Source organism: Alteromonas sp. 5NW40-0090, assembly GCF_057552975.1.
The window spans coordinates 15,291-41,577 of sequence record NZ_BAAJLT010000011.1 but is presented as its reverse complement, the minus strand read 5'-3'; the positions used below and the strand labels follow the sequence as shown (position 1 = coordinate 41,577).

Here is a 26,287-nt window from a genome sequence, read left to right as displayed (position 1 = left end):
ATTAATGTTCTTTTCGTGATTCAGGCGTATTCTTATTATTTGAACACTCGACCATGCCCATGTGTTTAGGAGATCCAGTGTATATTGACCAAGTCGGCGGTCGTACGTTAGCTGATTGCAACGTATTGATAGTCGATGACCAAGCTAGCAGCAGGCTCGTATTAGAAACTTTACTCGAAGAAACAGTAACTTGTTTTTCTGTTGACTCTGGTAAGGAGGCTATAGAGTATTGCAAGCACAACACGCCTGACTTGATCCTCATGGATGTTTCCATGCCAGAAATGGACGGACACCGTACCACTGCGCTGCTTCGCGCCACCCCCTCTTGCGAACATATACCGGTCATTTTCGTAACGTCTTCTTCATCTGAAGAGGAAGAGTCACGCTGTTGGGCATCGGGTTGTGTAGACTTTGTAGTAAAGCCTGTCAACGCCTGTACGCTGCGCAATCGCGTTAAGTCACATATTCAACACAAACTTAGAAGCGATTTCTTAGAAACGCTGATTTATCTCGACAAACTGACCGGGGCCTACAACAGGCACTATTTGGATGACTTTTTACCCCGACTTGTAAGAGACAGCGAGCGTAACGCTTCTCCTTTGGCTCTTGTAATCTTTGATGTTGATCACTTCAAACTGTTTAACGATATGTATGGACATTTAGATGGAGATAGCTGTTTATGGAAGGTCAGCAAAACGATAAGTGACGCACTCCTTCGGCCTATGGACAAGTTAGTTAGAATTGGTGGTGAAGAGTTCTTAGTGATTTTGCCAAGCACTGATGTGGAGGGGGCAGTAGCTGTCGCCGAACGTTTATTGCAAACCGTTTACGACCTCAATATTATTCATAGTTCCTCTGAGTATGGGCGTGTAACATTAAGTGCTGGCTTAGCGATAAAAAACGCCAACGATGATAAAACGATTGATTACGTAATGCTTGAAGCAGATAAAAACTTGTATTCAGCTAAAACCTCTGGCAGAAATCGGTTAGTGTCCCCTTCACTTTCGCCTACAAAAAAAGAAAAAATTACCGGCTCTTCACAACCAATGAAAAGTGTCTAGCTATCGCCTAATTGAATGCGTCCAACTGCTCCAGTGTGAATTAAGCAGTCCAGCGTAGCTTCTCTCGATATACCTAATTCCGTCAGTTGAGCTAGGAAGAGCTGCAGTGTAGCTAACGCATCATCTAGCGCATTATGCTCATTAAAAGCAGGAAGGCCTAAGCGTTGACGGCAGACACTCAGCGTAGCGCTATTACTTGGCAAAACTTGATGCCGCTTATTTAGCTGATATAGCGCAAGCTGCAGGGTATCAATGTAAAGCACATTTATCTTTGGTACACCGCACTGTTTAAAAGCTCTGTTTAAAGCCATTAAGTCCAGCCTAGCGTTGTGAAAAATAAGTACGTGTTGTTGAAATAACGGTACGAGTGCATCAATTGCCCCCGCTAGGTTTTCTCCTTTTTGCAAAACATCAAGGGTTAATCCATGAATCACGGGGCTTTGCCCTAAATCTGCGGTTGTGTTAATGACATGATAACCGCAAGAAGACAAATCAATACGGCTACCTATACCACTCACATAACCCACGGAAGTAATTTGTGTTGTAGAAGGGTTTAGGGACGTAAGCTCTAAATCAACTGCGGTAAACGATGTTTTATAAACGTCAAGATTGCTAAGGCGCTGCTTCAGCTTAGCTTTGCTAGAGAGCGTCTGTGAGCATGCCTTTATCCACTTCTTAATCATATTGGTTAACTTACGCCGCCAGAAAACTTCATCACCATGGCTTGATTGGTTCTCTCTATCGCTTTAAATGCCGCTTTAAGCTGATGCTTCTCAATGGAGGATAAGCTGGATATCGACACTCGGTTGTCGGTAACGTTGTTTTCAAGTTGATGGCGCCAGCGCAGGCGATTCAGGAAAAGCCAAATATCGCGAAGATTTGTTGCATCGCGCTTTGATAACTGAGAGCGGTCAGACAGAGCTTCCAGACGAGCAAGTGTATTAGGTAAAGTCACGCCATCGGCTAAAGCGTAAATTCGGGCGATATTATTAATTAAAGCGACGGCACGGGTTTTAAGATCGATAACGTCTTTTTGTTTTCTGCCCTTTTCATAAACAAACTTCTGAAACATGGAAAGCGGCACCGATATTTCATTACTATGTCTGGCAAGTGCAGCTAAAAACATGTTTTGCTGCATCGAAGGCGCACGCCGTTTTTGAAGCTGCTTGAATAAGCTTATATCTCCCGCTGCACATCGAACATCAAGAAAAATATTAAAATGCATAATCGCATCTTTGGTGGGCGCTTTTACCCATTGTTTCGCCTCTTCAAAAGCTTCATCCAATGACAACCTAAGCTTGGGGTTACTGGCCATAATATTGCCATCGCACAGTTTAATACCGCACTTCGCTAACCCGTTGCACACGTACTGAGCCATATTTGAAAAGTATGCGGATTGCGCTTCGGTAGGTCGTTCTGCAAGAAGCAAACCGTTGTCTTGATCTGAGCCCATTGTTTGGTCTTCTCTCGCTTGCGAGCCATACACCAACCACGCAAACATCATGGGAGCTTTACCGTTAGCTTGTTGGAAAAAGCCAATGAGTTTTCTGGTCATAATATCGGTTGCTTGTGACAGTATTTTTCCAGCAATATCGTAATCCCCCGCTTTTTTCGCGTGAGCAGAGAAATAGTGAGGCAGTTGCCAAGAGAGTCGCGTGAGTTCATATAAGTTCTCGGCTTTGCTTAGTTCACCAATGATGAACAGTACGTTCCCCCGCTGATGACGAATAATATCGCTGGCCGTTACCATTCCAAGTGGCACTTGCGTGTGGTGGTCGATAATAGGCAAATGATGAATATTTTTATCTGTCATTAGCGCTAATGCATCAAAAAGCGTTCTGTTTCCCATAATTTGGGCGGGGTTAGCCGTCATTATCTGACTAACAGGAAGATGAGTGTCTAAAGATGCCGCAACTACTCTCGACCTTAAGTCGCGATCAGTAATAATACCAATAAGCTTCTCTTCTTGCGTAACCAGCAAAGAAGAAACTTTTTGCGACGTCATTAACTGAGCAGCAACCGTAATGGGCGTTTGAGCATCAACGGAAACCGGGGCTTTTTCGATAGCATCAGTAAGGCCTTTGTAGAGCCACATTGAATTACTATCTGCTATAGCGTGACTTTGAAGTGCATTATTTCTAAGCCCATCAAAAAAGTGCCGTATTACTGGTATCTCTAGTAAAGGCTCAATGGCAAACGCATCAAAACAATAGACCAACCCTGGGCTGTCGACCGTTATGCTTAGTGGAAAATTGCCCTTTTCCATTATATTCGTATAACCGAAATAGTCCCCATCACTCAAATGGCGCGTGGGAGCATCGGAATCTTTCACAGAAAACTGTCCACTTTGAATAAGAAATAGCGACACCTTATCTTTGAGAACATCGTTGACATTGTCAGTCGTTAAATAGATAAGTTCTGTGTGCTTCACCAACGCGTGTTTCTGATCATTATCTAGTAGCTCAAAAGGCGCTGATGTATTGAGAAAGTCTTCAACTTGCTTAGCCATTGCAGTCATAGAAATTGTCCGGTACACAAAAAGAAAAAACCAACCTACTCACTTTCGCCAGTAGATTGGTTTTATTTTGCTAAAGCCTATCTTTAGGCAACATTAGCTTAGTGCGCTGATGCTTCACCCGCTCCCTTAGGATAACGAATGCTTTCAACCAGTTCTTGGATTTCTTCTGGCGCTTCATCTGTTGCTTTAAACACAAGGAAAGCCACAATGAAGTTCACCATCATGCCCAAAGTACCAATGCCTTCAGGAGAGATACCAAACCACCAGTTGTCAGGCGTATTCGCTGCTGGATTTACAAACTTAAAGTAAATAATGTAAGCCGCAGTAAACGCGATACCTGAAATCATCCCAGCAATAGCACCTTTATCGTTCATGCGCTTGCTAAAGATTCCCATGATAATTGCCGGGAAGAAACTCGACGCAGCCAAGCCGAAGGCAAATGCCACCACCTGCGCCACAAATCCAGGTGGATTAATACCGAAGTAACCCGCTATCACTATCGCCACACCAGCAGCCAGGCGCGCATACATAAGCTCGGCTTTATCGGTAATGTTTGGCATAAAGTTTCGTTTCAGTAAATCATGGGAAACGGAGGTTGAAATAACCAGCAGCAAGCCTGCGGACGTTGACAGTGCTGCTGCCACACCACCCGCTGCAACTAGTGCAATAACCCACGCAGGTAAGTTCGCAATTTCAGGGTTAGCCAATACCATGATATCGCGGTCAACTTTCATTTCGTTGCGCTCGTCACCCGAATAGAACATCTTGCCATCACCGTTCTTATCTTCATATGATATAAGGCCAGTTTGCTCCCAGTTTTTAATCCACGACGGCGCTTCTTCATAGCTGGTTCCCGTCATTTCAGGCCCATTAATAGTTTCAATCATATTCACACGGGCAAACGCTGCTAGCGACGGTGCTGTAGTGTAAAGAATGGCGATAAATGCTAAGGCATAGCCTGCAGATTTCCGCGCATCGTGAACTTTAGGCACAGTGAAGAAGCGAACGATTACGTGTGGAAGACCCGCTGTACCTACCATTAGTGCAAAAGTGATGAAGAATACATCGATAGTACTTTTCGTTCCCGACGTATATTCGTTGAACCCGAGTTCGACGGATAAATTATCGAGTTTCTGCAGCATATGCACCCCCGAACCGTCTGCTAAAGTAGCGCCAAAACCGGTTTGCGGCAGGATATGCCCTGTTACCATCATAGAGATAAACACGGCTGGCACAATGTAGGCGAAAATCATTACACAATACTGTGCAACTTGTGTGTAAGTAATGCCTTTCATACCACCAAGTACCGTGTAGAAGAACACGATAACCATACCGATAACTACGCCAGACACAATATCCACTTCTAAGAAGCGGCTGAATACCACGCCTACGCCACGCATTTGACCTGCTACATAGGTAAAGCAAACGAAGATTGCACAAAATACCGCAACGGTACGTGCTGTTTGTGAATAGTAACGATCACCAATAAAGTCAGGTACCGTAAACTTACCGAACTTACGTAGGTAAGGTGCTAAACAAAGTGCCAATAGAACATAGCCGCCGGTCCAACCCATCAGGTATACCGCACCATCATATCCCATAAATGAGATAAGACCCGCCATCGAAATAAATGATGCTGCCGACATCCAGTCTGCCGCTGTAGCCATACCGTTCATAACAGGCGGTACGCCACCACCTGCTACATAAAAGTCATTTGTCGACCCGGCGCGGGCCCAAATTGCAATTGCAATATACAGCGCGAATGACGCGCCAACGATAATAAATGTTAAAGTTTGAACGTCCATGATTTACTCCTCATCTACGCCGTAGCGTTTGTCCATGGCGTTCATCTTCGCCATATAGACAAAGATCAATGCAACAAATACGTAAATTGAGCCCTGTTGTGCAAACCAGAAGCCTAATTTAAAGCCAAAAAACTGAATTTCATTTAAGATATCGACAAACAGTATGCCGGCACCAAATGATACGATGAACCAAACGACTAAAAGCTTAGCTAGGAGTGCTAGGTTTTCACTCCAGTAGGCTTTTTTGTCCTCTTCGTTTCTAAATGCCATTGTTTCACCCTCATGTCAGGTTAACTAGTTGTTATGATTTTACAATTCCCTAACGCTCGGCTTTGTTAACGTTATTGCTGCGTTTGAAAATTTTGCATAAAGCAGAATCAAAGCAGCAAAAGTCAAGCATCTAGGAGGTCAGCTACTACTCTAGACCTGAGGTGTGAATTTCAAAATGAGACCATGGTCGTAGGTAGACCATGGTCGAAATGATTATAATATCGGCACAGTTGTTAAAACTAAGTTAAAGGAAGATTATGGTTTTTGGTTGGGTAACGCTTGCAGTCTTGTACCTCTTTTTGCTGTTTTCATTGGCAAGTTGGGGAGAGAAGAATTCGCCTACAGCAAGAGCATTAACTTCCCATCCCGCCATTTATTCATTGGCGTTAGCAATATATTGTACCGCTTGGACGTTTTTTGGCATGGTGGGGCAAGCAAGCAGAGATACATGGATTTATCTGCCAATTATGCTTGGCCCAATCCTAGTGTACGTGCTGGGATACAAATTTATTTATAAGCTGACATTAGTCAGTAAAAAGCAGCATATTACTACCATCTCCGACTTTATTGCCTCTCGTTACGGTAAGCGACAAACCGTTGCCCTGGTAGTAACCCTGATTGCATTACTCGCCACCATCCCCTATATCGCGCTCCAGTTAAAAGCGGTTGGCGCTACCTTTCAACTGTTAACTCAGCAACCCAACAGTAATGGTATTATCATCGCAGCCACAGGCTTTATCGCTGTTTTTGCTATCTATTTTGGTACACGCCAAACCGACGTTACAGAATACAGGCGTGGTCTAATGCTAGCCATAGCCTTTGAGTCAACCATTAAGCTACTTGCCTTAGTGTTAGTCGCCATTGTCGGCTATAGCGCTTGGAAACACACGCAATCAGGTGCATTCTTCGAAAGCTTTACGAATGAGGTAGCACTTGCTCAATTTGGCTCATTTAGCTTCATCGCACAAACAATTATGGCCGCGGCAGCCATTGTTTGCTTACCTCGTCAGTTTCATGTAGCCATTATTGATAATTTAAGCTTAGGTCATTTACGCACTGCGCGCTGGCTGTTTCCGCTGTACCTCACTATTATTTCTGCTGTTATCCCTGTTATCGCTATTGCGGGTAAAGCCATTTTTGCAGGTCAAGGCATCGAGCCCGACTCTTACGTTTTATCACTCGCTATGTTTTCTGAGTCAGCATTGCTTCAGGTCATTGTTTTTGTGGGAGGACTCTCTGCGGCCACCGCTATGATTATTGTCGCCACGTTAACGCTAAGTACCATGCTTACTAATGACGTGATATTGCCGCGTATTCTTGCATTTTCCGGCAACACTGATGATAAAAAAGACGTGTCGAAAAGGATCCGCCTTATCCGCCGTATCGTTATTGCCTTCATTTTATTAATGGCCTTTTTATACCACCAGCAAATGACCAGCAGTCGGTCTCTGCACTCTATTGGTCTTATTGCGTTTTCTCTTGTAATACAGCTAATGCCTGCCATTGTTGGCGGCCTATATTGGAAACGCGCTCACGCCCATGGTGTCTACGCAGGGCTCATGGTAGGGCTTGTTATCTGGGTACTGTGGTTAGTGCTTCCCATTGTGAGTGAACAAGTGTCTCAGATGGAACAAAACGAGCTTATTAGTCAAGGCGCCATGATTAGCTTGGCAGCAAATAGCCTTGTTTACATTCTATTTTCCCATTTTGCGCCCCAGCGTCTCATTGACAGAATGCAAGCAGAAGCGTTTGTTTCACCCGCTATATCTGGTACTAATACGGTTAAATCACAAGCGACCAATGTCACCGTGTCTGATCTTATCACCCTGCTTTCAACCTTTATGGGAACAGGCCGCTGCGATCAACTTCTTACTCAATATCAGCAGTTAAATAATTGCCAGCTAAATCATACTGATACGCCGGATGAGTCTTTTTTATCGTTTTGTGAACGGGCTCTCGGTGGTGTGATTGGAGCATCGAGCGCTAAGGTATTACTAGACAGTGCGCTGCGCGGTAAAAAAATGGATTTTACGGAGGTCATTAACTTCTTCGACGATACCACACAAGCGATGCAGTTTAATATGACGGCGCTATTAACCTCGCTTGAAAACATGGATCAGGGAATTAGCGTGGTAGATAAACATTTGAATTTAGTCGCTTGGAATAAACGCTACGCCAACCTCTATACCTACCCAGATAACTTACTTGCTGTGGGCACGCCTATTGAAAAGCTCATTCGATACAACGCGTCGCAAGGCGAGTTTGGAACTCACAATGTCGATGCTGAAGTAGAAAAACGTTTGGCGCACTTGCGATCAGGTATGCCCCATCGCTTTACTCGTCAGCGCAAAGATGGTCGAGTAATTGAAATGGTAGGTAATCCGCTACCTGGCGGCGGTTTTGTAACAAGCTTCAACGACATCACCGGGCACGTGGAAATTCAGCAAGCGTTAGAAGAATCGAATATTGATCTGGAAGCCCGTATTAAGAAACGCACGGAAGAAGTGCACTCCATTAACGCCGAGCTTCGCCTTGAAATAGAACGCCGCTCAGAGGCCGAGAAAGAATTGATAAGAGCACGAAAAGCCGCAGAAGACGCCAACGCCAGTAAGACTCGTTTCTTAGCCCTTGCCAGTCATGACGTACTGCAGCCACTTAATGCAGCTAAGCTCTATGTAAGTGCGTTGGAAGAACAGGAACTCTCTGATCAGGCCCAAGCTATTATTCAAAAGCTTGGTCATAGCGTTACGTCGAGTGAAACCCTTATCGGCACCTTATTAGATATCGCGCGTTTAGACCAAGGTGAAATGAAGCCCGACATCGAATCTATCGATGTTCACGTGCTACTCTCTCCGCTTGTTGATGAAATGGCCATGCGAGCCCGCGAGAAAGGTCTGGCCTTCAAAGCCATCATTCGCCCTTGCTGGGTTAAAGCTGACAAAACGTATTTATACCGAATAACCCAGAATTTGCTGTCAAATGCTGTGAAGTACACGGAAATGGGTCGAGTTTTATTTGTCGTAAAACCGGTGAAAGAAACCGTCTATTTCAAGGTTATCGACACAGGTATTGGTATATCAAATGATAAAAAAGACAGCATATTCGGCGACTTTTTCCGCGCGAACGAAAGTAAAGAGCATGGCTTAGGTCTAGGCTTGGGTGTTGTACGCCGCTTAAGTTTGCAGTTAAACAGTGATATTAGCGTTAACTCGAAAGTTGGAAAGGGAAGCTGTTTTTCATTTTCGCTTACCAAAGCTGAGCCCAAACTGGTATCTAATGTTATTGCAAAACCACGCAGCACCACATTTACTGGAATGAATGTACTCTGTGTGGACGACCAACGGGAAAATTTGGACGCCATGCAAACCTTATTACAAAAATGGGGAGTGAACGTTTTCTTAGCGAATAACTGGGATGATGCTCTGAAGGTCTGTGAGGTTATCCAGCCTCAAATCTTGCTAATGGATTATCAACTAAGCCACGATAGCGAGAAAAACGGGCTGGCGCTGATTGAAGAAATAAGACATCGATTAAACATCGTAGTGCCGGCAGCGCTGATAACAGCAACACCAGATGAGAGCCTAGTTACACAATGCAAAGCACAAGGCGTTAACTTTTTAGCCAAGCCGCTAAAACCAGCGAAGCTTCGTGCGCTACTTCAAAGTATGACCCGCTATATAAGAGAAGCGAAAAACGTTTAATGAAGACGCGCTTACAATAACTCGTCATGTGGTTTGGCTTCTTCTGTCTTAACCACCGGCGTTTCTACGCTCGACTTTGCGACGACTTTGCCCATTGCGCCCCACTTTTCTTTCGGGTTGAGTAGCACTGGGCGAGTAAGAATCAAATTGTTAGGGTACATTAAAGTTTCGCGGTCGGCGGTCAGTAAGCGCGTGCTAAATGGGCCAACATCCGCAATCACTCCCTCAATATAGTTGTCCCCATCAAGAATACGCACGTAGTTGCCGCGACGATAGGCTACATTGGTCAATAAAATAAAGTACGCAGTAATGTTGCTTATAAGCGACCAGCTTGCAAATAGCGCTACCCCAGTCACCGTTATGATAGACGTAGAAAGTACAAGTAAGCCCGAGAAATCAATGCCCCAAGCCAGTAAAAGAAGGGAAAGCGAGACCGTAGCTACGATCACACGCGCAGCAAAAAGCCCTTTTAAGGCGCTGTTAGATTTAAGTTTTGACTTTACGATATTCGTTTCTAACTTTGGCAGTAATTTCCGCGACATTGCCAAATAGATAAGCAAAACTAAACCACTGAACACGACGTTTGACTGGTACTGAGTTAACCACGCCAAAAAACCATGCCACCACTCATTCATTCACTCTTTCCTTACTGTTTTTGTAATGCATATTGGCGCTCTTACCTGTTTTTACTTAAAGAAGGCCATGGCGCTCTAATGCTAACGTGAATAAAAAACAAGTTCATGCATTAAAAGCAATCGACACAACAAGAATTATTCGTAAGACACTCTCTATCACTTCTATTAGTATGCGCGCAAAAATGACTTGTCTAATTAATAATCACGTTCTAACTTGGTAACTGACACGTCGATTCAACGACAAAACAAATCACAAACTACAGGCTTTTTCATAATGCGCATCGCTATTCTTTCAAGAAATCCACGTCTTTACTCTACTTCACGCTTGGTGGAAGCTGGGCAGGCTCGCGGGCATCAGGTCGACGTTATCGACACTATGCACTGCTACATGGATATCACGAGCGCGCGACCGTCTGTTCGCTACAATGGTAAAAAACTGCCTTACTATGATGCAGTGATCCCTCGTATAGGTGCGTCTGTTAGCTTTTATGGCACCTCTGTCGTGCGTCAATTTGAAATGATGGGGACGTATAGCCTTAACGAGTCAGTAGCGATTAGCCGTTCTCGGGATAAACTGCGCTCGCTACAGCTGCTTTCGCGCAAAGGCATTGGCATGCCTAGAACCGGCTTTGCTCACCACCCAGATAAAATTGATGATGTAATCAAGACAGTTGGTGGCGCACCCGTGGTTATTAAGCTGCTAGAGGGGACGCAAGGTATTGGTGTGGTGTTGGCTGACACGCAAAAAGCCGCAGAGTCTATTATCGAAGCTTTTATGGGCCTAAACGCCAGTATTTTAGTGCAAGAGTTCATTAAAGAAGCGGGCGGTGCTGATATTCGCTGCTTCGTGGTCGGTGGAAAAGTGGTAGCAGCCATGAAGCGTCAGGCAGCGCCTGGTGAGTTTCGTTCTAACCTTCACCGAGGCGGTCAAGCAAGCTTGGTTCGCTTGAGCCCCGCAGAACGCAAAACAGCAGTCGATGCGGCGAAGACCATGGGACTTAATTGTTGCGGTGTAGATATTCTTCGCTCCAACAACGGCCCTGTTGTAATGGAAGTAAACTCATCGCCGGGCTTAGAAGGTATCGAGAAAGCAACCAATAAAGACGTTGCCAGCATGATTATTGAGTTCATTGAAAAGAGTGCCGAGCCGCATAAAACGAAAACCCGTGGAAAAGGCTAACCCTTTTAACCTATGCAATAACGTAATTATAGGAAAACGTTAGTGGTAAATGATGTTTTAAAAATTGGGGGTGAAAATATTGCTCCTGGCGAAACAAAAAAAATTGAGCTAGAAATGCCGCCGCTCTACACGGCCACCAATATGAGCATTCCCGTTTATGTAAAACGAGGAAAGCGACCAGGACCTGTGATGTTCGTTAGCGCTGCCATTCATGGTGACGAGTTAAATGGTATTGAAATTGTAGGGCGACTTATCCGCTCAAAGACTATTGAACGTTTAAGAGGTACCTTAATTGCCGTGCCTATGGTTAATGTGTATGGCGTACTAAACCAATCACGTTATTTACCCGACAGACGAGATCTAAACCGTAGTTTTCCCGGCAGTAAAAAGGGTTCGCTTGCCGGTAGGTTAGCCAACTTGTTTTTCAAAGAGGTGGTGAGTAAGTGCGACGTAGGCATTGATCTTCATACTGGGGCTATACATCGCAGTAACTTACCGCAAATTCGCGCAGACCTAGACGACCCTGAAGTACTAGAAATGGCCAAGGCATTCGGCGTACCTGTGCTGCTCAATGCTGAATTACGCGACGGTTCCTTGCGAGAATCAGCCAGTGAAAGTGGCGTTAAAATTTTACTTTACGAAGCAGGCCAGGCACTGCGATACGACGAATTTTCCATTCGAGCGGGCGTAAGAGGCATTATTAATACTATGCGCCACTTGGGAATGCTGAATAAAAGTAGAAGCAAAGGCCATAGTATTGAGCGCTTTATTGCAAGGCAAAGTGGGTGGGTTCGCGCGCCTGAGAGTGGCTTTGTGACACACTTAGCTCAACTTGGTGACCACGTAGAAAAAGGCGACAAACTGGCCATTATTGCCGACCCGTTCGGCAACTATTTGGATAGCCTTGAAAGCCCAGCTGAAGGCGTTGTAATTGGTAAACAAAACATTCCGCTTACCCAAGAAGGTGAAGCCGTTTACCATATTGCATACTTCTCAGAGCCTGATACTGTTGCTGAACACGTAGAGCTATTACAAGACAATTTATTACCACCAGAACAGGGGCCTGTTCTTTAACATTGGTAGAAAAACTGATGAACAATAAGAAAATTGTTGGTGCGGTAGAACTGTGCGATTTACCTAAACTTGCTATCTCCGATTTGAACGTGCGTGTGGATACCGGAGCAGCGACTTCTTCGCTTCATGTAGACAATATTGAAGAGTTCGAACAAGACGGTGAACTATGGATTAAATTTGATATTCACCCAGACATTCACAACGTTGAACGTGTGGTGCGCCGCGAAGCGCGCGTCGAAGGACAAAAGCGCGTGAAGAGCTCAACGGCTACACGTGAAAAGCGATATGTTATAATTACGCCTATAATAATGGACGGCTACCAATGGGATATTCAATTAACCCTTACGGACCGTTCGGAAATGACCTACTTAATGTTGCTAGGACGTGAAGCAATGAGTGGCCAATTTATTGTAGACCCTGAACACGACTTTTTGCTAACAGGAAAAGATTAGCAATAAAGTCTTAAGGCGCTTTATCTGCGTATTGAACCTTAGATAATCTTTAGTTGAGGCGTGCAGACAAGTTTTCACCAAATGCGTGAGTAAAAATATGGACATTAAAGCTAAAGCGCTAAGTGCTAGCGTTCTTCTAATCAGTATATTCACACAACATGACGTGTGTGGACAGCAACAGTCCTTCGATGAGGTAAGTACAGACTTGCCTCATACTGTTTTGCGCTTGCCAAACGTGCACCCTGGTAGGGATGCAGTCTATTCCTATGCAAAATCACTGCTTACTGAAGCTTTGCGTGTTACAGAGCCTCACTACGGCACCTTTGAACTCACTGTTAGCGACCAAGAAACTGCGCAAGAGCGACAGTTACGTAGCCTAGAGCACAATATGCTAGACGTAACTTGGAGCGTTACCTCAACAGAGCGAGAGCGTCAGTTTCTTCCTATCCGCATTCCAATCATGGCCGGTCTCTTCGGTAAACGTGCACTGTTTGTCAAAGAAGGTGATGTTCGACTAAAAGAAGTGAAAAGCCTTGCGGACCTGCAAAAGTTTCGCGCGGTTCTAGGCTATGACTGGCCCGACACCAAGATTTTTCGCGCAAACGACATTCCGGTATTAGAAACGACCTATCGCGCTTCGTTCCGCATTGTTTTGGAAGGGTTTGCCGATATCTTCCCAAGAAGCGTAATGGAAATTAGCGAAGAGTTTGCCGACAAAACCTTGTCAAAGGGGTTAGCTATTGACGAACACCTTATCATTTCCTACCCCAGCCCCATCTTTTTCTTCGTAGCAAGCGACAATCAGGCTTTGGCAGGGCGGATCGCGGAAGGCCTTTTACAGCTTTTCGAGACGGGAAAATTTCAGATGCTATTGCTAGCTCACGATAACTTTAAAGAAGCGATGGCAATTACCGAAAGGCGAACGGTCCTTGAAATTGACAATCCTTTGCTTAGTGAGCAAAGCCGATTGGCATTAGAAAAATTCTTACCTGAGTTTGCCGCTTCAAAGGCCGTGCTTGAGTTCGACGCTACTGGACCGGCGGCTCTAACTCAAGTTGTGAAGCAATAAGTACCGCTTGTGTTCGGTTGTTTATACCCAGCTTCTTGAAAATAGCGGTAACATGCGCTTTTACAGTGGCCTCAGCAATATCTAAATTGAAGCCTATCTGCTTGTTCAGTAAACCGTCTCGCATGTAACAAAGAACCTTGTATTGCGAGGGCGTCAGCGACGCTACCTTGTCAGCCAGTTCAGAAAACGCTTCGTTTACTTCATCCACATTTTCGCTTAAATTTTCAGGCAGCCATACGTCGCCATCTAAAATGGCCTCTACGGCATTGGCTATGTCCTGTGCACTGGCAGTTTTAGGAATGAAGCCGAGTGCCCCTACGCTGATAATCTTTGAAATGAGAGTTGTGTCTTCCGTGCCAGAAACCACGGCAACAGGGAGTTCAGGAAAAAGTTTACGGATATGCAGCAAGCCAAATAAATCATTGCTTCCCGGCATGTGCAAATCAAGCAGCAATAAGTCGATATCCTCGTTATTGAGAATATCGACTGTCGTGTTTAGATCTCCCGCCTCTTTAAGGGTTAAGGCCGGAAGTGACAACGACAACGCGCCTCTTAGTGCATCGCGATACAGCGGATGATCATCTGCGATTAGAAGGGTTATCATTGTCTATATCCTTAGTTCTACTTATTTAGACGTTCCTCTATCAGTGTATCAACAACCGATGGATCCGCCAATGTAGATGTATCACCTAATTGCTCGTGCTCATTGGCAGCTATTTTACGCAAGATACGGCGCATGATTTTACCAGAGCGTGTTTTAGGTAGCCCTCTTGACCACTGAATCATATCAGGTGTAGCGATAGGGCTTAGCTCTTGACGTACCCACGCTTTGAGTTCTTTAGTCAGGGCTTCGTCTGCTTCAACCCCTTCATTTGGCGTTACGTATACGTAAATCCCCTGCCCTTTAATATCGTGAGGGAAACCTACAACAGCGGCTTCTGCCACTTTAGGATGAGCAACAAGCGCACTTTCTATTTCAGCCGTGCCTAAGCGGTGACCCGATACGTTTAGCACATCATCTACGCGCCCCGTGATCCAGTAAAAGCCATCTTCGTCACAACGTGCGCCATCACCTGTAAAGTACACACCTTTATAAGCACTGAAATAGGTATTTATAAAGCGCTGATGGTCACCGTAAACCGTGCGAGCTTGGCTTGGCCAGCTATCTTTAATAACCAAGTTACCTTCTGCTTCCCCTTCAAGTTCATTGCCATCAGCATCAAATAGCGCTGGCTGTATACCAAAGAACGGGCGAGTAGCAGAACCTGGTTTTAATTCTGTCGCGCCTGGCAGCGGTAAAATCATATGACCACCCGTTTCAGTCTGCCACCATGTATCGATAATAGGGCAGCGGCCCTTGCCTATAACACGGTGATACCATTCCCACGCTTCTGGATTAATTGGTTCACCCACAGTACCGAGCAAGCGAAGTGACGACACATCACACCCCTCAGCCGGCACGTCACCGTGTGCCATCAACGCACGAATAGCTGTTGGCGCGGTGTACAGACTATTTACTTTGTATTTTTCTACTACTTGCGCAATACGTTTAACGTCTGGATAGGTGGGTACACCCTCAAAGAACACTTGTGATGCAGCGTTGACCATAGGCCCGTAAACCATATAGCTGTGACCTGTGATCCAACCCACATCGGCAGTACACCAATACACATCATCGTCTTTGTAATCGAAAGCATATTTGAAGGTCATAGCGGAATAAAGTAGATAACCGCCTGTGGTGTGCACCACGCCTTTTGGTGTACCTGTAGACCCCGAAGTATAAAGAATAAACAGTGGGTCTTCTGCGTTCATAACCTCGGGCTCACACTGGGCAGACATTCCGTCAACAGCTTCATGCCACCACACATCGTGCTTCGCATTCCAGTCCACGTCGCCGCCTGTTAATTTATGTACCAAAACATGTGTAATAGACGGGCAGGCATCATCGGCTAACGCTTTATCCACATTTGCTTTAAGCGGAATGCTTCTTCCTGCACGGCGACCTTCATCGGCGGTGATAACAACCTTCGCGTTACTGTCGTTAATACGATCGGCTATGGCGTTAGGCGAGAATCCACCAAAAATGACCGAATGAACCGCACCAATGCGTGCGCATGCCAACATAGCGTAGGCAGCCTCGGGTACCATTGGCATATATATGGCGACACGATCGCCTTTGGCGACCCCCATCTCTTTAAGCGCATTCGCTAATTTACATACTTCATAATGAACTTGTTGATATGTCACATCTTGACTATCTTCTGGTGAGTCGCCTTCCCAGTGAAAGGCAACTTTTGTGGCATTATCAGCTAGATGGCGGTCAATACAGTTATAGCTGGCGTTTAACTCTCCATCTTCGAACCATTTGATAGACACATCGTTTTCACCAAACATGGTGTTTTTAATTTTGGTTGGCTTTTGGTACCACTCAAGCATGGACGCATGTTCAGCCCAGAACGCTTCGGGCTGCTCTACTGACTGCTTGTACATCTCGTCATACTGCGATGCAGTCAAGTGAGTAGATTGAAGAATGTTCTCAGGTACGGGGTAAGTTTTGCTGGCGGTCATAAAGATTGCCTCCAATATCAATAATGTAAAATTCTTGTTGTATGGTGAAACACTCTAGCTATTCACCCGCAAAGCAAAATGAGACTTTGGTCTTAGCAGCCTACAACTAAGGTGCTAGTTAAAAGGTTAGACTAAAAGTATTACGACTATAGTCTTATGCGACCATCGGCTTATTTAAATTTGAGATAATAAGTACACAATCAATAATGTTAACGTTGAATTTACATTTATTTAACCACTTTTTTGGAACAGACACGATGAAAGCTAAAATAAAAAATACCGCTACTGCCGTAGCGCTGTGCCTGGCAGCAGCAGGCGGCACAGCACAAGCAGCAACAATTGGCGACACTAGTGTGAAATTCACGGGCTATATTAAAGTTGACGCTATGGTAAGTGACTATTCAGATGGCACAATCGCCTCGGGTAGCGTAGGTCGAGATTTTTATATACCTTCACTGACTCCCGTTGGTGGCGTTGACGAAGACCCTCAGTTTGACGCTCACATCAGAACCTCACGATTCCGCTTTGCTACTTCAACACCCACTGCCGAAGGTGACACTATTAATGGTGTATTCGAACTCGACTTCGTTGTAACAAGCGGCGGTGATGAGCGTATTAGTAACTCCTATGTTCCTCGTGTTCGTCACGCTTACCTTACCTACAAAAACTGGTTGGTAGGTCAAACATGGACAACCTTTATGGATGTAGGCTCATTACCAGAATCACTTGATTTCATTGGTACCACTGACGGGATCACGTTTGGCCGTCAAGTCATGGTGAGATATACCAATGGCGGCCTTCAGATTGCGCTCGAAAATCCGGAATCAACCATTACGCCGTTCGGTGGTGGTAGCAGGATCACAAGTGATGACAGCAGCGTTCCAGATTTAGTTGCGGCCTACACCACTAAGCAAGATTGGGGCTATGTAAAAGTGGCCGGTTTAGTTAGACAGCTTTCCTATGATAATGCGGCAGGTATCGATGCTGATGAGACAAGTTTTGGTGTGTCAGTCACGGGTAAATACAACCTTTCAAATGGCGATGACATTCGCTTCACATTCAATACGGGTAAAGGTTTAGGCCGATACTCAGCACTTAACGCTGTAAATGGTGCGGTTCTTACTGAAAGCGGCGACCTTGAGGCGATTGATTCAACCGGTTACGGCATTGCTTATCGCCACAAATGGAGTGAGAAAGCACGCAGCAGTATTATGTTTTCAGCGTTTGAAGCAGACAACGATGTAACGCTTACTGGCTTAAATACAACGGAAAGTACCTACAGTACTCGTGTGAACTATTTGTATTCACCCACGAAGGCACTTACCGTAGGTGCTGAATATGCGTTCGCAAAACGCGAAATTGAAGCTGGTCTTGAAGGCGACATGAATCGCTTCCAGGTTTCTGCTAAGTACGCATTTTAATAAGTAAGCAGCTTTGCAAACTAGAACGGCGTCTCTGAGCTCAGAGACGCCGTTTTTTATTTACCGGACGGTTGCTAAATACGTTTAACGCCTACGCTATATCAGTCCGCACAGATAATTATCACGCTAACCTGTATTAAACCATTAGAAACAGTCAGTCCGCCTTTATCTTTGTGGTGCATATTAAAATTGCTTGTACGCTTTTATATGGTCGTAAATATAATTCCCAGTGGTACTGCAAAAAACAACCCACCCACGTAAGCTGCTCCGTACATTTTTCTCTCTGCAGCTAAGACAGATAATTGATACGAGAGATTGATAGGAATATTACGTAAAACAGGAACCCCATAAATAAGTGTGACACCCAACACATTGTAAATAAGGTGTACCAGCGCTATCTGTAACGCAAAACCGCTGTTCACACCCGCCACGCCTAACGCTGCAATAAGGGCGGTTATGCAAGTTCCAATATTAGCACCAAGAGTAAACGGGTAGATTTCACGGGCTTTTAATACGCCAGCTCCTACTAAGGGCACCATGAGTGATGTCGTCGTTGATGATGACTGCACCAACACCGTCATTAGCGCGCCAGATGTAATGCCCGATATAGGCCCCTGCCCTATGCTTCTGTGTAGTAAATCCTTTGCTTTTCCTACCATAAGCGACTTCATGATCTTTCCCATGTAGGTGATAGAAACCATGATAAGCCCAATGCCAATTAGAATTTTGGCGATACCTGGGTAGACAGAAGGCAAAAACTCAAGGAACTGAGAAACTAAGTCGGTTACTGGCTGCGTAGCCGCCTTTATCGGGTTAAATCCGCTTACGCCCAGCGCCTCTGGGGTATGAATAAGTGTTACAATCTGGCCACTCAAATATTCTAAGATACCAAAGGCCATTTCTAGCGGTAGAAAAATAAGTACCGAAAGAACATTGAAAAAGTCATGAATAGTGGCTGCATTAAAAGCACGCTGAAATTCTTCTTTTTTAGCGACATGCCCTAGGCTAACTAAGGTATTAGTAATACTAGTCCCGATGTTCGCCCCCATCATCATGGGTACCGCAATGGTTATAGGTAAACCACCTGCAACCATACCAACAATAATAGAAGTCACCGTGCTTGAAGACTGAATTAACGCAGTCGAAACCATGCCAATGATAAGCCCCATTATTGGATTTGATGCAAAATTAAAAAGTTCTCTAGCGTGATCACCAGCGGCATATTTGAAACCACTTCCAATCATGCTCACCGCAAGCAGCATGACATAAACAAGAAGTGTAAGAAGCAGCCATCGGTGCCAGTTATTGTTCTTCTCTGCGGTGCTGGCTGAAAGTATTTGTGGGTCAATCATTAAGATAACGAGTACGAGTTAAGACAGAAAAAACCATACTATTACGACCGTGTGACACAAAAATGACGGGATATACCCGCCATTATTCATCAAAAAAGCACTAATTATTAAAAGCCTAAAGGATACTTTCTAAATACATTGTGAATTTCATTCAACGTCTCGCTTGAGAGCTCTATGTCAAACGCATCAATGTTCTCTTTTAACTGAGGCATTGTTGTAGCCCCAATGATAGTAGACGTAACACCGGGCACCTGCTGACACCACGCCAATGCGAGTTGCGAAGGCATTATTCCTGCTTTTTCCGCAATTTTCATATATTCCGATGTAGCTGCTTGCGCTGGCGCTTTATCTCTAAACAGTCCCATGCGCTGCGCCAGTGTCCACCTGCTACCTTCCGGTCTTGCGCCGTTCTGGTATTTGCCGCTCAGCATACCCGTTGCTAGCGGTGACCACGGTAAATACGCAATATTCTCCAGCTCACACATTTCGATTAAATATGGCCAGTCTTTCGCATGGAGCAAACTGAATTCATTTTGAATAGAAACAGGTAGCGGCATATTGAGCTCTTTACAGAGCATTAGAAAGGCATGAATACCCCAAGGGGTGTCGTCCGATAGCCCCCAATGTCTTATTTTTCCTTCATCTAATGTGCGCTTAATTCCCATCAGAATATCCCGCATACCGTCCAACTCTTTTTCCCGGCTAGTTTTGGTAGGGTCAGCACCATCAGGCCAATGTTTACCGAAATGTGGTGTTACTCTGTTTGGCCAATGTAGCTGGTAAACATCAATGTAGTCAGTTTTTAAACGCTCCAGCGAATAGGTAAGCGCATTAGCGATAGCGTCAGATGTAATGGGACCTGCATTGCGAATGTACTTTAAGCCACTGCCGGCGATTTTAGTCATTAATACAATATCAGAGCGCTTTGCTTCATTTCGCGAAATCCAATTGCCGATAATGCGCTCTGTATCGCCGTACGTATCGACATTGGGAGGAACGGGATACATTTCCGCGGTATCTAGAAAGTTCACGCCTTTATCAAGGGCGTAAGCTATTTGTTCATCTGCATCTTGCTGAGTGTTTTGAATGCCCCATGTCATTGTTCCTAAACAGATGTCTGACACCTGTAGGTCGCTATTTCCTAAGCGGTTAAACTTCATCTTTGCTTCTACCTTGGCTTATACCTTGTTAATGCAATAGTGAGTCGGCCGCTTTAGAAAATCTACTTACTTTTAGCTTTTAAATGAAAGCTATGAGACTTTCTTATTGGCCAACTCGGCTTCTACGCTGGCGAGCCGCGCCTCAATATCTCTTTTCGACTCGACCATTTCATTCGCCAGCTCTGCGAGTGACTTTAACTCTGCAAACCCTAACTTTCTGGTATCAATCACTTGATACTGACGCTTGCAGCGATAAAAGAAAGTGAGAAAGTTAACAAATGCACGATGAAATGTCGCAAAACTCTTTATCAGCACCAGAATTAAAACGACAGACGTAAGCGCGGCAATACTTAAGCTATAAATACGCACTTGCGCTTCTTGTTGTTCAATCACCGGCTGCAATGCAGCATCAACGGCTTTCAATTGAGTTTCAACATTATGGGCGCTTTGTCTAAATTCCCCACGAAGCCCCTCATTGTGGGTTACTCCATAGGTAGTGAATGCGTCAATTAACTGTAAAAGCGCTTCTCTGTACTGGACCAAGGTGCCTTTTAGTAAAGCGGTGCCTCCACTTTCTGACATTAAACGCTCACTTAACGTCATCATCTGCTTCGCGTAAGTTCCCTCTTGGCTAATCTGAAAGTTACGCGTAGAAAGTTGAATGCGGGTTAACAGCTCATTTGCTTGTGGGCTTCGTGCCAGCTCACCTTCATTAAGTGTATTTTCTAACTCGGTAATACGCACTCTCAAACCGTCGTTTTGCGTTAATCCAATTCGCTCTTGCAGTGACACCACTTGTCGAAATGTACCGCTATAGGCTTCCATAGAAGACGACAAACTTTCAACGTCAGCCACGGGTAATCGATATTCGTCAAACAGGGGAACAACAGACGATAGCCGACCTTGAAACTCATAGGCTTGCTGAAGAAACTTATCGAAATAAACCGTCTCGTGGCGAAGAAGAAAGTCTTTTTCGTGCCGCCGCATTTGCAGCAGATCCTGCCCCATCCTTAGCAACACATCACGCTGCTGGTGTAACCCAATAAGTCGCTGTGTAAAATAATGCTGGCTAACCACCAATACGCCCATACCGATAACACAAACAAGGGTCATTAATACTAGACGAGATTTAATAGAATCGAATTTCATGACAAGCTCCTCTGGGGAGAAAAGCGGGCACCAGCCACATAACAAAAAGCTAATAAACCCTGAAAACACATCAACATACGTCATCAATATAGATCGTTCACAGGTACTTTATTATTAAACCTTTGTAGCATTTTTGAGCATTCCTTTAACTAAAATAATCTCACAATTAGGGTGAAACCCCTATGTTATGCACCTTTTCAAAAAGCCACTATTAAGGCGTACCTTGCTGCGATGACGTAATTCGATATACGCCGCGTGACAACATATAACTGGCTTTCCGTTATATACAACGCGTTCAATCGTGCTGATGACAATATTGATGACGATATTCTCTGTAGTACCAAAGAAAACCGCAGCCTCAAGAATTTGGAGAAGAATATGAAGAAGTTCGCCCTATCTACCTTAGCTGCTGCAATGCTTGCAAGCCCATCAGCTCAAACGTTAGCTGATGCTTACATCGGCTCTCAAATGGCCGATAAACTAGTGTCTTTGTCCCCTACAGAATCATTAATGGCAGTGGTGACCTATGATCAAATGTCACCTCTTGCCGAGTCTCAAATAACGCAACTATTGAATTTGGGTATTACCGAAGGCGTTCAATTTAAAAACTTACCTATTATTGGGGTAGTGGCGACTAAGTCACAAATTGAGGCCATTGCACAATTCGACGGCGTACGTTCAGTGTTCGCTAACCGTGAAATGAGTCTTTTCAACGCAGACGCACGGGAAATAACAGGTGTAGCTGATTTGCAGGGCGAGGCATTTGCATCGCGCAACAACGTGGAGTTTACTGGTAAAGGTTCAACGGTTTTAGTCATTGACTCTGGTATTGATGCGTCGCACCAGGACCATTTCTTCGGTGACACTGTGGTTGATAACGTGCAAGCAATTCTAAATCCTGGCGCGCTGTCAATTGTTGGTATAACCGGCCCTACATTATCAAACCAGGTTAATACAGACTTAAACTCAGGTCACGGTACTCATGTAACAGGCACTATTGCAGGTACTGGCGCTATGTCTGGCGGCAAGCACCGAGGCGCAGCACCCGATGCAGATATTATTGGTTATGGTTCAGGGGCAGCGGTACTGCTACTTGATACCATCGGCGGTTTTGATTACGCAATTAGCAAGCAATACACCTTTGACAACCCTATCAAAGTCATCAGCAATTCATGGGGCTCAAGCGGCAAGTATGAACCGCTTGGACCAGTATCATTAGCAAGCTATAAAGCACACACAATGGGAATGATCAGTGTCTTCGCGGCGGGAAATAGCGGCCCAGGTGAAGACTCGCATAACCCATACGCGCAAATTCCTTGGGGCATTTCTGTGGGAGCGGGAGATAAGTTCGGCAAACTTGCTGACTTCTCGTCTCGCGGTCTTAAAGGTGAATCCGGCGATTTCACAATGCCAGATGGCACTGAATGGACGTACACTAACGAAGTGAGCATTGTTGCTCCTGGTGTTGATATCATTTCTACACGCGCTGTATTAAACGCAGCAGCCAATGGTGGTGATGGTGATGTTGGTGCGATAGAGCCTCAAAACATACCTTTCTACACCATGATTTCTGGTACCTCTATGGCCACACCGCATGTGTCAGGCATTATTGCGTTGATGCTAGAAGCTAACCCAAATCTTGATAACTTAACTATTAAGCGTCTGCTTCAAGAAACCGCTACAAATATGCCTGGTTACGAGCGTTGGGAAGTGGGTGCGGGTTATGTTAATGCACGCTCTGCGGTTGCTGCTGCGCTACTTGAAGATATGGACCATAAGGTGACGGTTAATAACCTTGACTCTAAGACCTTTAAAGCCAACGCTTTAGTGACCACCAGCGACCGTGTAGAAAACTTCGATGTTTTTTACTCACCAGTAGGCGCACCTGAAGTCATTGAGTTTGAAGTAGGTACAGAAGAAGTACTTGTAAAGGCCTCTGCCGACAGTTTCGCAAATCTGACCAAGCTTGTGCTAGTCGCGCCAGACGGCACTGAGTATCGTGGCAACCTCACTACGCCAGTACTTACTACTACCATGCGTGTCGCTGCACCTGCAATGCCTGGCACATGGGGCGTATACGTTTATGGTTTAACATCACTCTCTGGTGTAGAAGCTGATCCATTGGGTTTAACTAACGGCCCAGGTTTACCTGAAACATTTAACGTGACTGTGTCGTTTGAAAATAGCGGCGGCTTTGAAGGTATGGACGATGTTGAAGGTCATCCTCAGCAAAATGCCATTGAGTTCGCTGTTAGTGAGCGCCTAATGGACGCCATCAACAGCCGTGGCTTTTCACCAGATGCTCGCCTGAAACGCAAAGATTTTGCCCGCTATGCAGTGATGGGGGGTGCTGTAAGACAGTACCGTGACCTACTGAACGAAGAACGCCCAAACATTGGTTCAGTACCTGGGTTTGACAAGGCATTCATCGAGTCGGTAATGGTTAATGGTGGCGCGCTTAAAGACAAGCTTCGTACACAAGCACCTGTATTAAGAAGTGTAAACGGTAGCGCAGACCCGTTTGCAAGTGTTACCAAATTAGACATTGCGTATTCACTTGTTCAAATGTTAGGTCTTGAGGAAGCGGCACTTAGCTTTGACCCAAGCGCCGACATCGTTGTTGACTATAATGGCGAGCAAGTCGTGCTAGAAGACCAAGACAGCATTCCAGCTGACATGAAAGGCTATGTGCAACTTGCCCTTACCTTGTCACTAATTAACGCTGAATTTGGTGTAGAGCAGAGCCCATTTAGCATTACACCAACGATCACTGCGAGCTTCTCGCCAGATACAGTGATAACTAGAGCGCATTATGCTGTGCTTGCTTCACGCTTCTTTACCCAATACTTTGAATAAAATCGCAAACCACTGAAAAGGGTGCCATTATTTATATTGATAATGGCACCATTTTAGGTTAAATTTTAACCAATACTGAAAGAGGTCATCCTATGATGTTTACTGCGATGAAATTCAGACAACTTACCACCGTTGTTGCCACCACAGCTCTACTTTTGTTTTCCACTGCACAAGCACAGGTAGTCACGCCTGCAACTCTCACTGTCGACGACAATAAGATTCAGGCCAAACTGACGCTAAGCAGCTTAATTGAAGTAGATTTAACTGTAGAGTTCGAAAACAGTATTGGCCTTAATGCTAACAACATTGACATTACCGCTGAGCTGCTTGACCCCACAGATTTAACCATTACAGACCGCCTGCCCTCAGCATTAACAAGCGCTGTTTCGGGTTTCCCGGTTCTTGTATCAATCTCTCCGAAAGCTGACGCCGGTTTTGGATTTGAAGGTTTAGCGACGGTTGAGCTTTACACTAAAGCTATTCACTACACGCCAACCATTCCATGGCGCTTGTTTACGTCTCACGACGGTGGCGAATTTGAAGATATAACTGTACTCATGTCATCAGGTAGTATCCGCGCGCGTGGCAGCACAGGTCAATTTTCTGATTTTATTATCTTATTAGACAATCGCCCGGCAACATCTGTTATCAATGACAAAGTTGCTTCTTTAAGCTCGATAGTAAATGGTAATCGCGATAAAATTTCGGCGCTACTAGAAGCAGCGATAGACAGTGGAATAAACGATGTCCAGTCCGCATTGGCGGTAAACGATGACGATGCGGCTTTGGTTGCTGTAGATAGTCTTATATCGCTTGTTGATAATGCGTCTGGTAGTGAAATTGCAGATGTGTGGCGCTCAAGTGGTGATGTTGTGAATGTGAAAGGTTTACTACTTACTCAGCTACAAACATTACGCTTTAGTTTAAGAACATTGTAAGTCATAGACCAACAGTCTTTGACAAGTTTAATTGCGTTGAAATCTACGCAATTAAACTAGCGTTTGGCGTCACTGATAAGCAAGAAACTCTCTTATTTGTGTGATTTTATACAAACAGATGGGAGGAAATGGCACCAGTGACGCGACGAGGAATATGCCATGCCGTTACAAATAGCCTTTACCGAGAATAACGGAAGCGTAAGTGAGCACTTGCTTTTTGAAGGTCGCGAGTATCAGGTCGGCCGCGCTGAAAGCGCGGACATCGTTATTCCCCACCCCCAAGTTTCTCGCTCTCATATTGTATTACGAGCTAGCAAACAAGCTGACAACGATCACGTTTGGCAGCTAAATGACATGAGCTCTACAGGGTGCTTCAGTGCGGGAATTCAGATAAAGCACCTGACGCTAGACAAGCCACATGTATTACAGCTTGGTCCAGTACCCTGTGAATTTACTCCCCTTGCGCTCAATAATGTGGTCAAACTTGACAGCCAACGGGAGTGGAGAAAGCAACAACTAAAGCAGTACCAAACGCAGCTTCAACAGTGTAATAGCAGTACTGCTCTTATTAACCTTGCCAGAGAATGTTTAACCCAATCATTAGGGTGTGAACGGGCATCACTCATTTTGTTTGATAAGATAAATAACTATCAACTCGGGGTAGGCTATGAAAGCTGGATGCAAGGTGAGGACTTTACCGGTAGCCGTACTATCATCAACCAGTGCATGCAAGCTAACGCTGTTCGTGCCATTGGCAATATTGTTTGCGATAAATCGTTAAACAAGCAGCATAGTATAATCAGTCACGGCATTCAGGCTGCCATCTGTGTACCTGTTTGTATTGATGAAAAGCCCGTTGGCGTATTATACGCAGACTCGACGCTGGGACGCCGTTACTTCACCCAAACGGACATAAATTTTGCCACTTCTTTAGCGAATATGATTTCGATGCGTTTGTTATTCCACACAATTGAGCATAAACTTTCACTTATAAGCTAGAATAAAAATAACAATTTAGTGACGCAGTTCGTCTATTCGATTGCGTTGCTGTAGTGGTTAGTGAAGTGTGGAGAAGGCT

At 44.9% G+C, this 26,287-nt stretch carries 20 protein-coding genes; 10 read left to right on the top strand and 10 right to left on the bottom strand.

What is annotated here, in order from left to right; translation table 11 throughout:
- The first annotated feature begins 77 nt into the window (after window positions 1-77).
- A complete protein-coding gene (locus AC27KT_RS14395; protein WP_487131054.1) occupies window positions 78-1,061 on the top strand; it encodes a GGDEF domain-containing response regulator in 984 nt (327 codons plus the stop codon).
- On the opposite strand, the gene AC27KT_RS14390 is transcribed toward AC27KT_RS14395, so the two are convergent.
- The 4 genes from AC27KT_RS14390 to AC27KT_RS14375 all read right to left on the bottom strand — a co-directional run bounded on the left by AC27KT_RS14390 (window position 1,058) and on the right by AC27KT_RS14375 (window position 5,654).
- Window positions 1,058-1,744 carry a 3'-5' exonuclease gene (locus AC27KT_RS14390; protein ID WP_487131052.1) on the bottom strand — a complete coding sequence of 229 codons (687 nt, stop codon included), beginning with the start codon at window positions 1,742-1,744 and terminating at the stop codon, window positions 1,058-1,060. The two genes, AC27KT_RS14395 and AC27KT_RS14390, sit on opposite strands and share 4 nt — an antisense overlap.
- 5 nt (window positions 1,745-1,749) lie before the next feature.
- Window positions 1,750-3,579, bottom strand: coding sequence for a putative nucleotidyltransferase substrate binding domain-containing protein (locus AC27KT_RS14385; protein ID WP_487131050.1), 1,830 nt, complete (start codon window positions 3,577-3,579; stop codon window positions 1,750-1,752).
- A 98-nt stretch (window positions 3,580-3,677) separates the two neighbouring features.
- Window positions 3,678-5,384, bottom strand: coding sequence for a sodium:solute symporter family protein (locus AC27KT_RS14380; protein ID WP_014980378.1), 1,707 nt, complete (start codon window positions 5,382-5,384; stop codon window positions 3,678-3,680).
- A 3-nt stretch (window positions 5,385-5,387) separates the two neighbouring features.
- On the bottom strand, window positions 5,388-5,654 hold the full coding sequence (locus AC27KT_RS14375) for a DUF4212 domain-containing protein (RefSeq protein ID WP_039216401.1): 267 nt from the start codon (window positions 5,652-5,654) through the stop codon (window positions 5,388-5,390).
- 257 nt (window positions 5,655-5,911) lie between these two features.
- Between AC27KT_RS14375 and AC27KT_RS14370 the strand changes: the two genes are divergently transcribed.
- Window positions 5,912-9,355, top strand: a complete 3,444-nt coding sequence (locus AC27KT_RS14370; RefSeq protein WP_487131047.1) for a PAS domain-containing hybrid sensor histidine kinase/response regulator — start codon at window positions 5,912-5,914, stop codon at window positions 9,353-9,355.
- 11 nt (window positions 9,356-9,366) lie between these two features.
- On the opposite strand, the gene AC27KT_RS14365 is transcribed toward AC27KT_RS14370, so the two are convergent.
- Window positions 9,367-9,990 (bottom strand): mechanosensitive ion channel domain-containing protein, encoded by a 624-nt coding sequence (locus tag AC27KT_RS14365; RefSeq protein ID WP_458731245.1) that lies wholly within the window; start codon window positions 9,988-9,990, stop codon window positions 9,367-9,369.
- A 274-nt stretch (window positions 9,991-10,264) separates the two neighbouring features.
- Here AC27KT_RS14365 and rimK point away from each other — a divergent pair, with 274 nt between their 5' ends.
- From rimK to AC27KT_RS14345, 4 genes are all read left to right on the top strand, one after another.
- Window positions 10,265-11,170 carry a 30S ribosomal protein S6--L-glutamate ligase gene (rimK, locus tag AC27KT_RS14360; RefSeq protein WP_039216404.1) on the top strand — a complete coding sequence of 302 codons (906 nt, stop codon included), beginning with the start codon at window positions 10,265-10,267 and terminating at the stop codon, window positions 11,168-11,170.
- A 42-nt stretch (window positions 11,171-11,212) separates the two neighbouring features.
- Window positions 11,213-12,244 (top strand): succinylglutamate desuccinylase/aspartoacylase family protein, encoded by a 1,032-nt coding sequence (locus tag AC27KT_RS14355; protein WP_487131044.1) that lies wholly within the window; start codon window positions 11,213-11,215, stop codon window positions 12,242-12,244.
- A gap of 17 nt (window positions 12,245-12,261) precedes the next feature.
- A complete protein-coding gene (locus tag AC27KT_RS14350) occupies window positions 12,262-12,696 on the top strand; it encodes an ATP-dependent zinc protease family protein (RefSeq protein WP_474874399.1) in 435 nt (144 codons plus the stop codon).
- Window positions 12,697-12,793: 97 nt separating this feature from the next.
- Entirely contained in the window at window positions 12,794-13,765 is a 972-nt protein-coding gene (locus AC27KT_RS14345; RefSeq protein WP_487131042.1) for a type 2 periplasmic-binding domain-containing protein, read from the top strand.
- On the opposite strand, the gene AC27KT_RS14340 is transcribed toward AC27KT_RS14345, so the two are convergent.
- Both AC27KT_RS14340 and acs read right to left on the bottom strand, forming a co-directional pair.
- Window positions 13,725-14,369, bottom strand: a complete 645-nt coding sequence (locus AC27KT_RS14340) for a response regulator (RefSeq protein ID WP_474874397.1) — start codon at window positions 14,367-14,369, stop codon at window positions 13,725-13,727. The genes AC27KT_RS14345 and AC27KT_RS14340 overlap by 41 nt on opposite strands.
- Before the next feature lie 17 nt (window positions 14,370-14,386).
- Complete coding sequence (gene acs, locus AC27KT_RS14335; protein ID WP_487131039.1) at window positions 14,387-16,333, bottom strand: acetate--CoA ligase; 1,947 nt, start codon at window positions 16,331-16,333, stop codon at window positions 14,387-14,389.
- Between the two features lie 257 nt (window positions 16,334-16,590).
- Between acs and AC27KT_RS14330 the strand changes: the two genes are divergently transcribed.
- Window positions 16,591-17,754 (top strand): DcaP family trimeric outer membrane transporter, encoded by a 1,164-nt coding sequence (locus AC27KT_RS14330; RefSeq protein ID WP_487131037.1) that lies wholly within the window; start codon window positions 16,591-16,593, stop codon window positions 17,752-17,754.
- Window positions 17,755-17,957: 203 nt separating this feature from the next.
- Here the strand turns inward: AC27KT_RS14330 and AC27KT_RS14325 are convergent, their stop codons facing one another.
- The 3 genes from AC27KT_RS14325 to AC27KT_RS14315 form a co-directional block, all read right to left on the bottom strand.
- A complete protein-coding gene (locus AC27KT_RS14325; protein ID WP_487131271.1) occupies window positions 17,958-19,112 on the bottom strand; it encodes a Na/Pi symporter in 1,155 nt (384 codons plus the stop codon).
- Between the two features lie 101 nt (window positions 19,113-19,213).
- Window positions 19,214-20,266, bottom strand: a complete 1,053-nt coding sequence (locus tag AC27KT_RS14320; protein ID WP_487131035.1) for an aldo/keto reductase — start codon at window positions 20,264-20,266, stop codon at window positions 19,214-19,216.
- Between the two features lie 90 nt (window positions 20,267-20,356).
- On the bottom strand, window positions 20,357-21,415 hold the full coding sequence (locus AC27KT_RS14315; protein WP_487131033.1) for a chemotaxis protein: 1,059 nt from the start codon (window positions 21,413-21,415) through the stop codon (window positions 20,357-20,359).
- Between the two features lie 378 nt (window positions 21,416-21,793).
- Here AC27KT_RS14315 and AC27KT_RS14310 point away from each other — a divergent pair, with 378 nt between their 5' ends.
- The 3 genes from AC27KT_RS14310 to AC27KT_RS14300 all read left to right on the top strand — a co-directional run bounded on the left by AC27KT_RS14310 (window position 21,794) and on the right by AC27KT_RS14300 (window position 26,208).
- The gene (locus AC27KT_RS14310; protein WP_487131031.1) at window positions 21,794-24,271 is read left to right on the top strand and encodes a S8 family peptidase; all 2,478 of its coding nucleotides are present in this window, start codon (window positions 21,794-21,796) and stop codon (window positions 24,269-24,271) included.
- Window positions 24,272-24,363: 92 nt separating this feature from the next.
- Window positions 24,364-25,209: a DUF6689 family protein gene (locus tag AC27KT_RS14305; protein ID WP_487131029.1), complete on the top strand. Its 846-nt coding sequence runs from the start codon at window positions 24,364-24,366 to the stop codon at window positions 25,207-25,209.
- A 159-nt stretch (window positions 25,210-25,368) separates the two neighbouring features.
- Window positions 25,369-26,208: a GAF domain-containing protein gene (locus AC27KT_RS14300; protein ID WP_487131027.1), complete on the top strand. Its 840-nt coding sequence runs from the start codon at window positions 25,369-25,371 to the stop codon at window positions 26,206-26,208.
- Window positions 26,209-26,287: the final 79 nt, after the last annotated feature.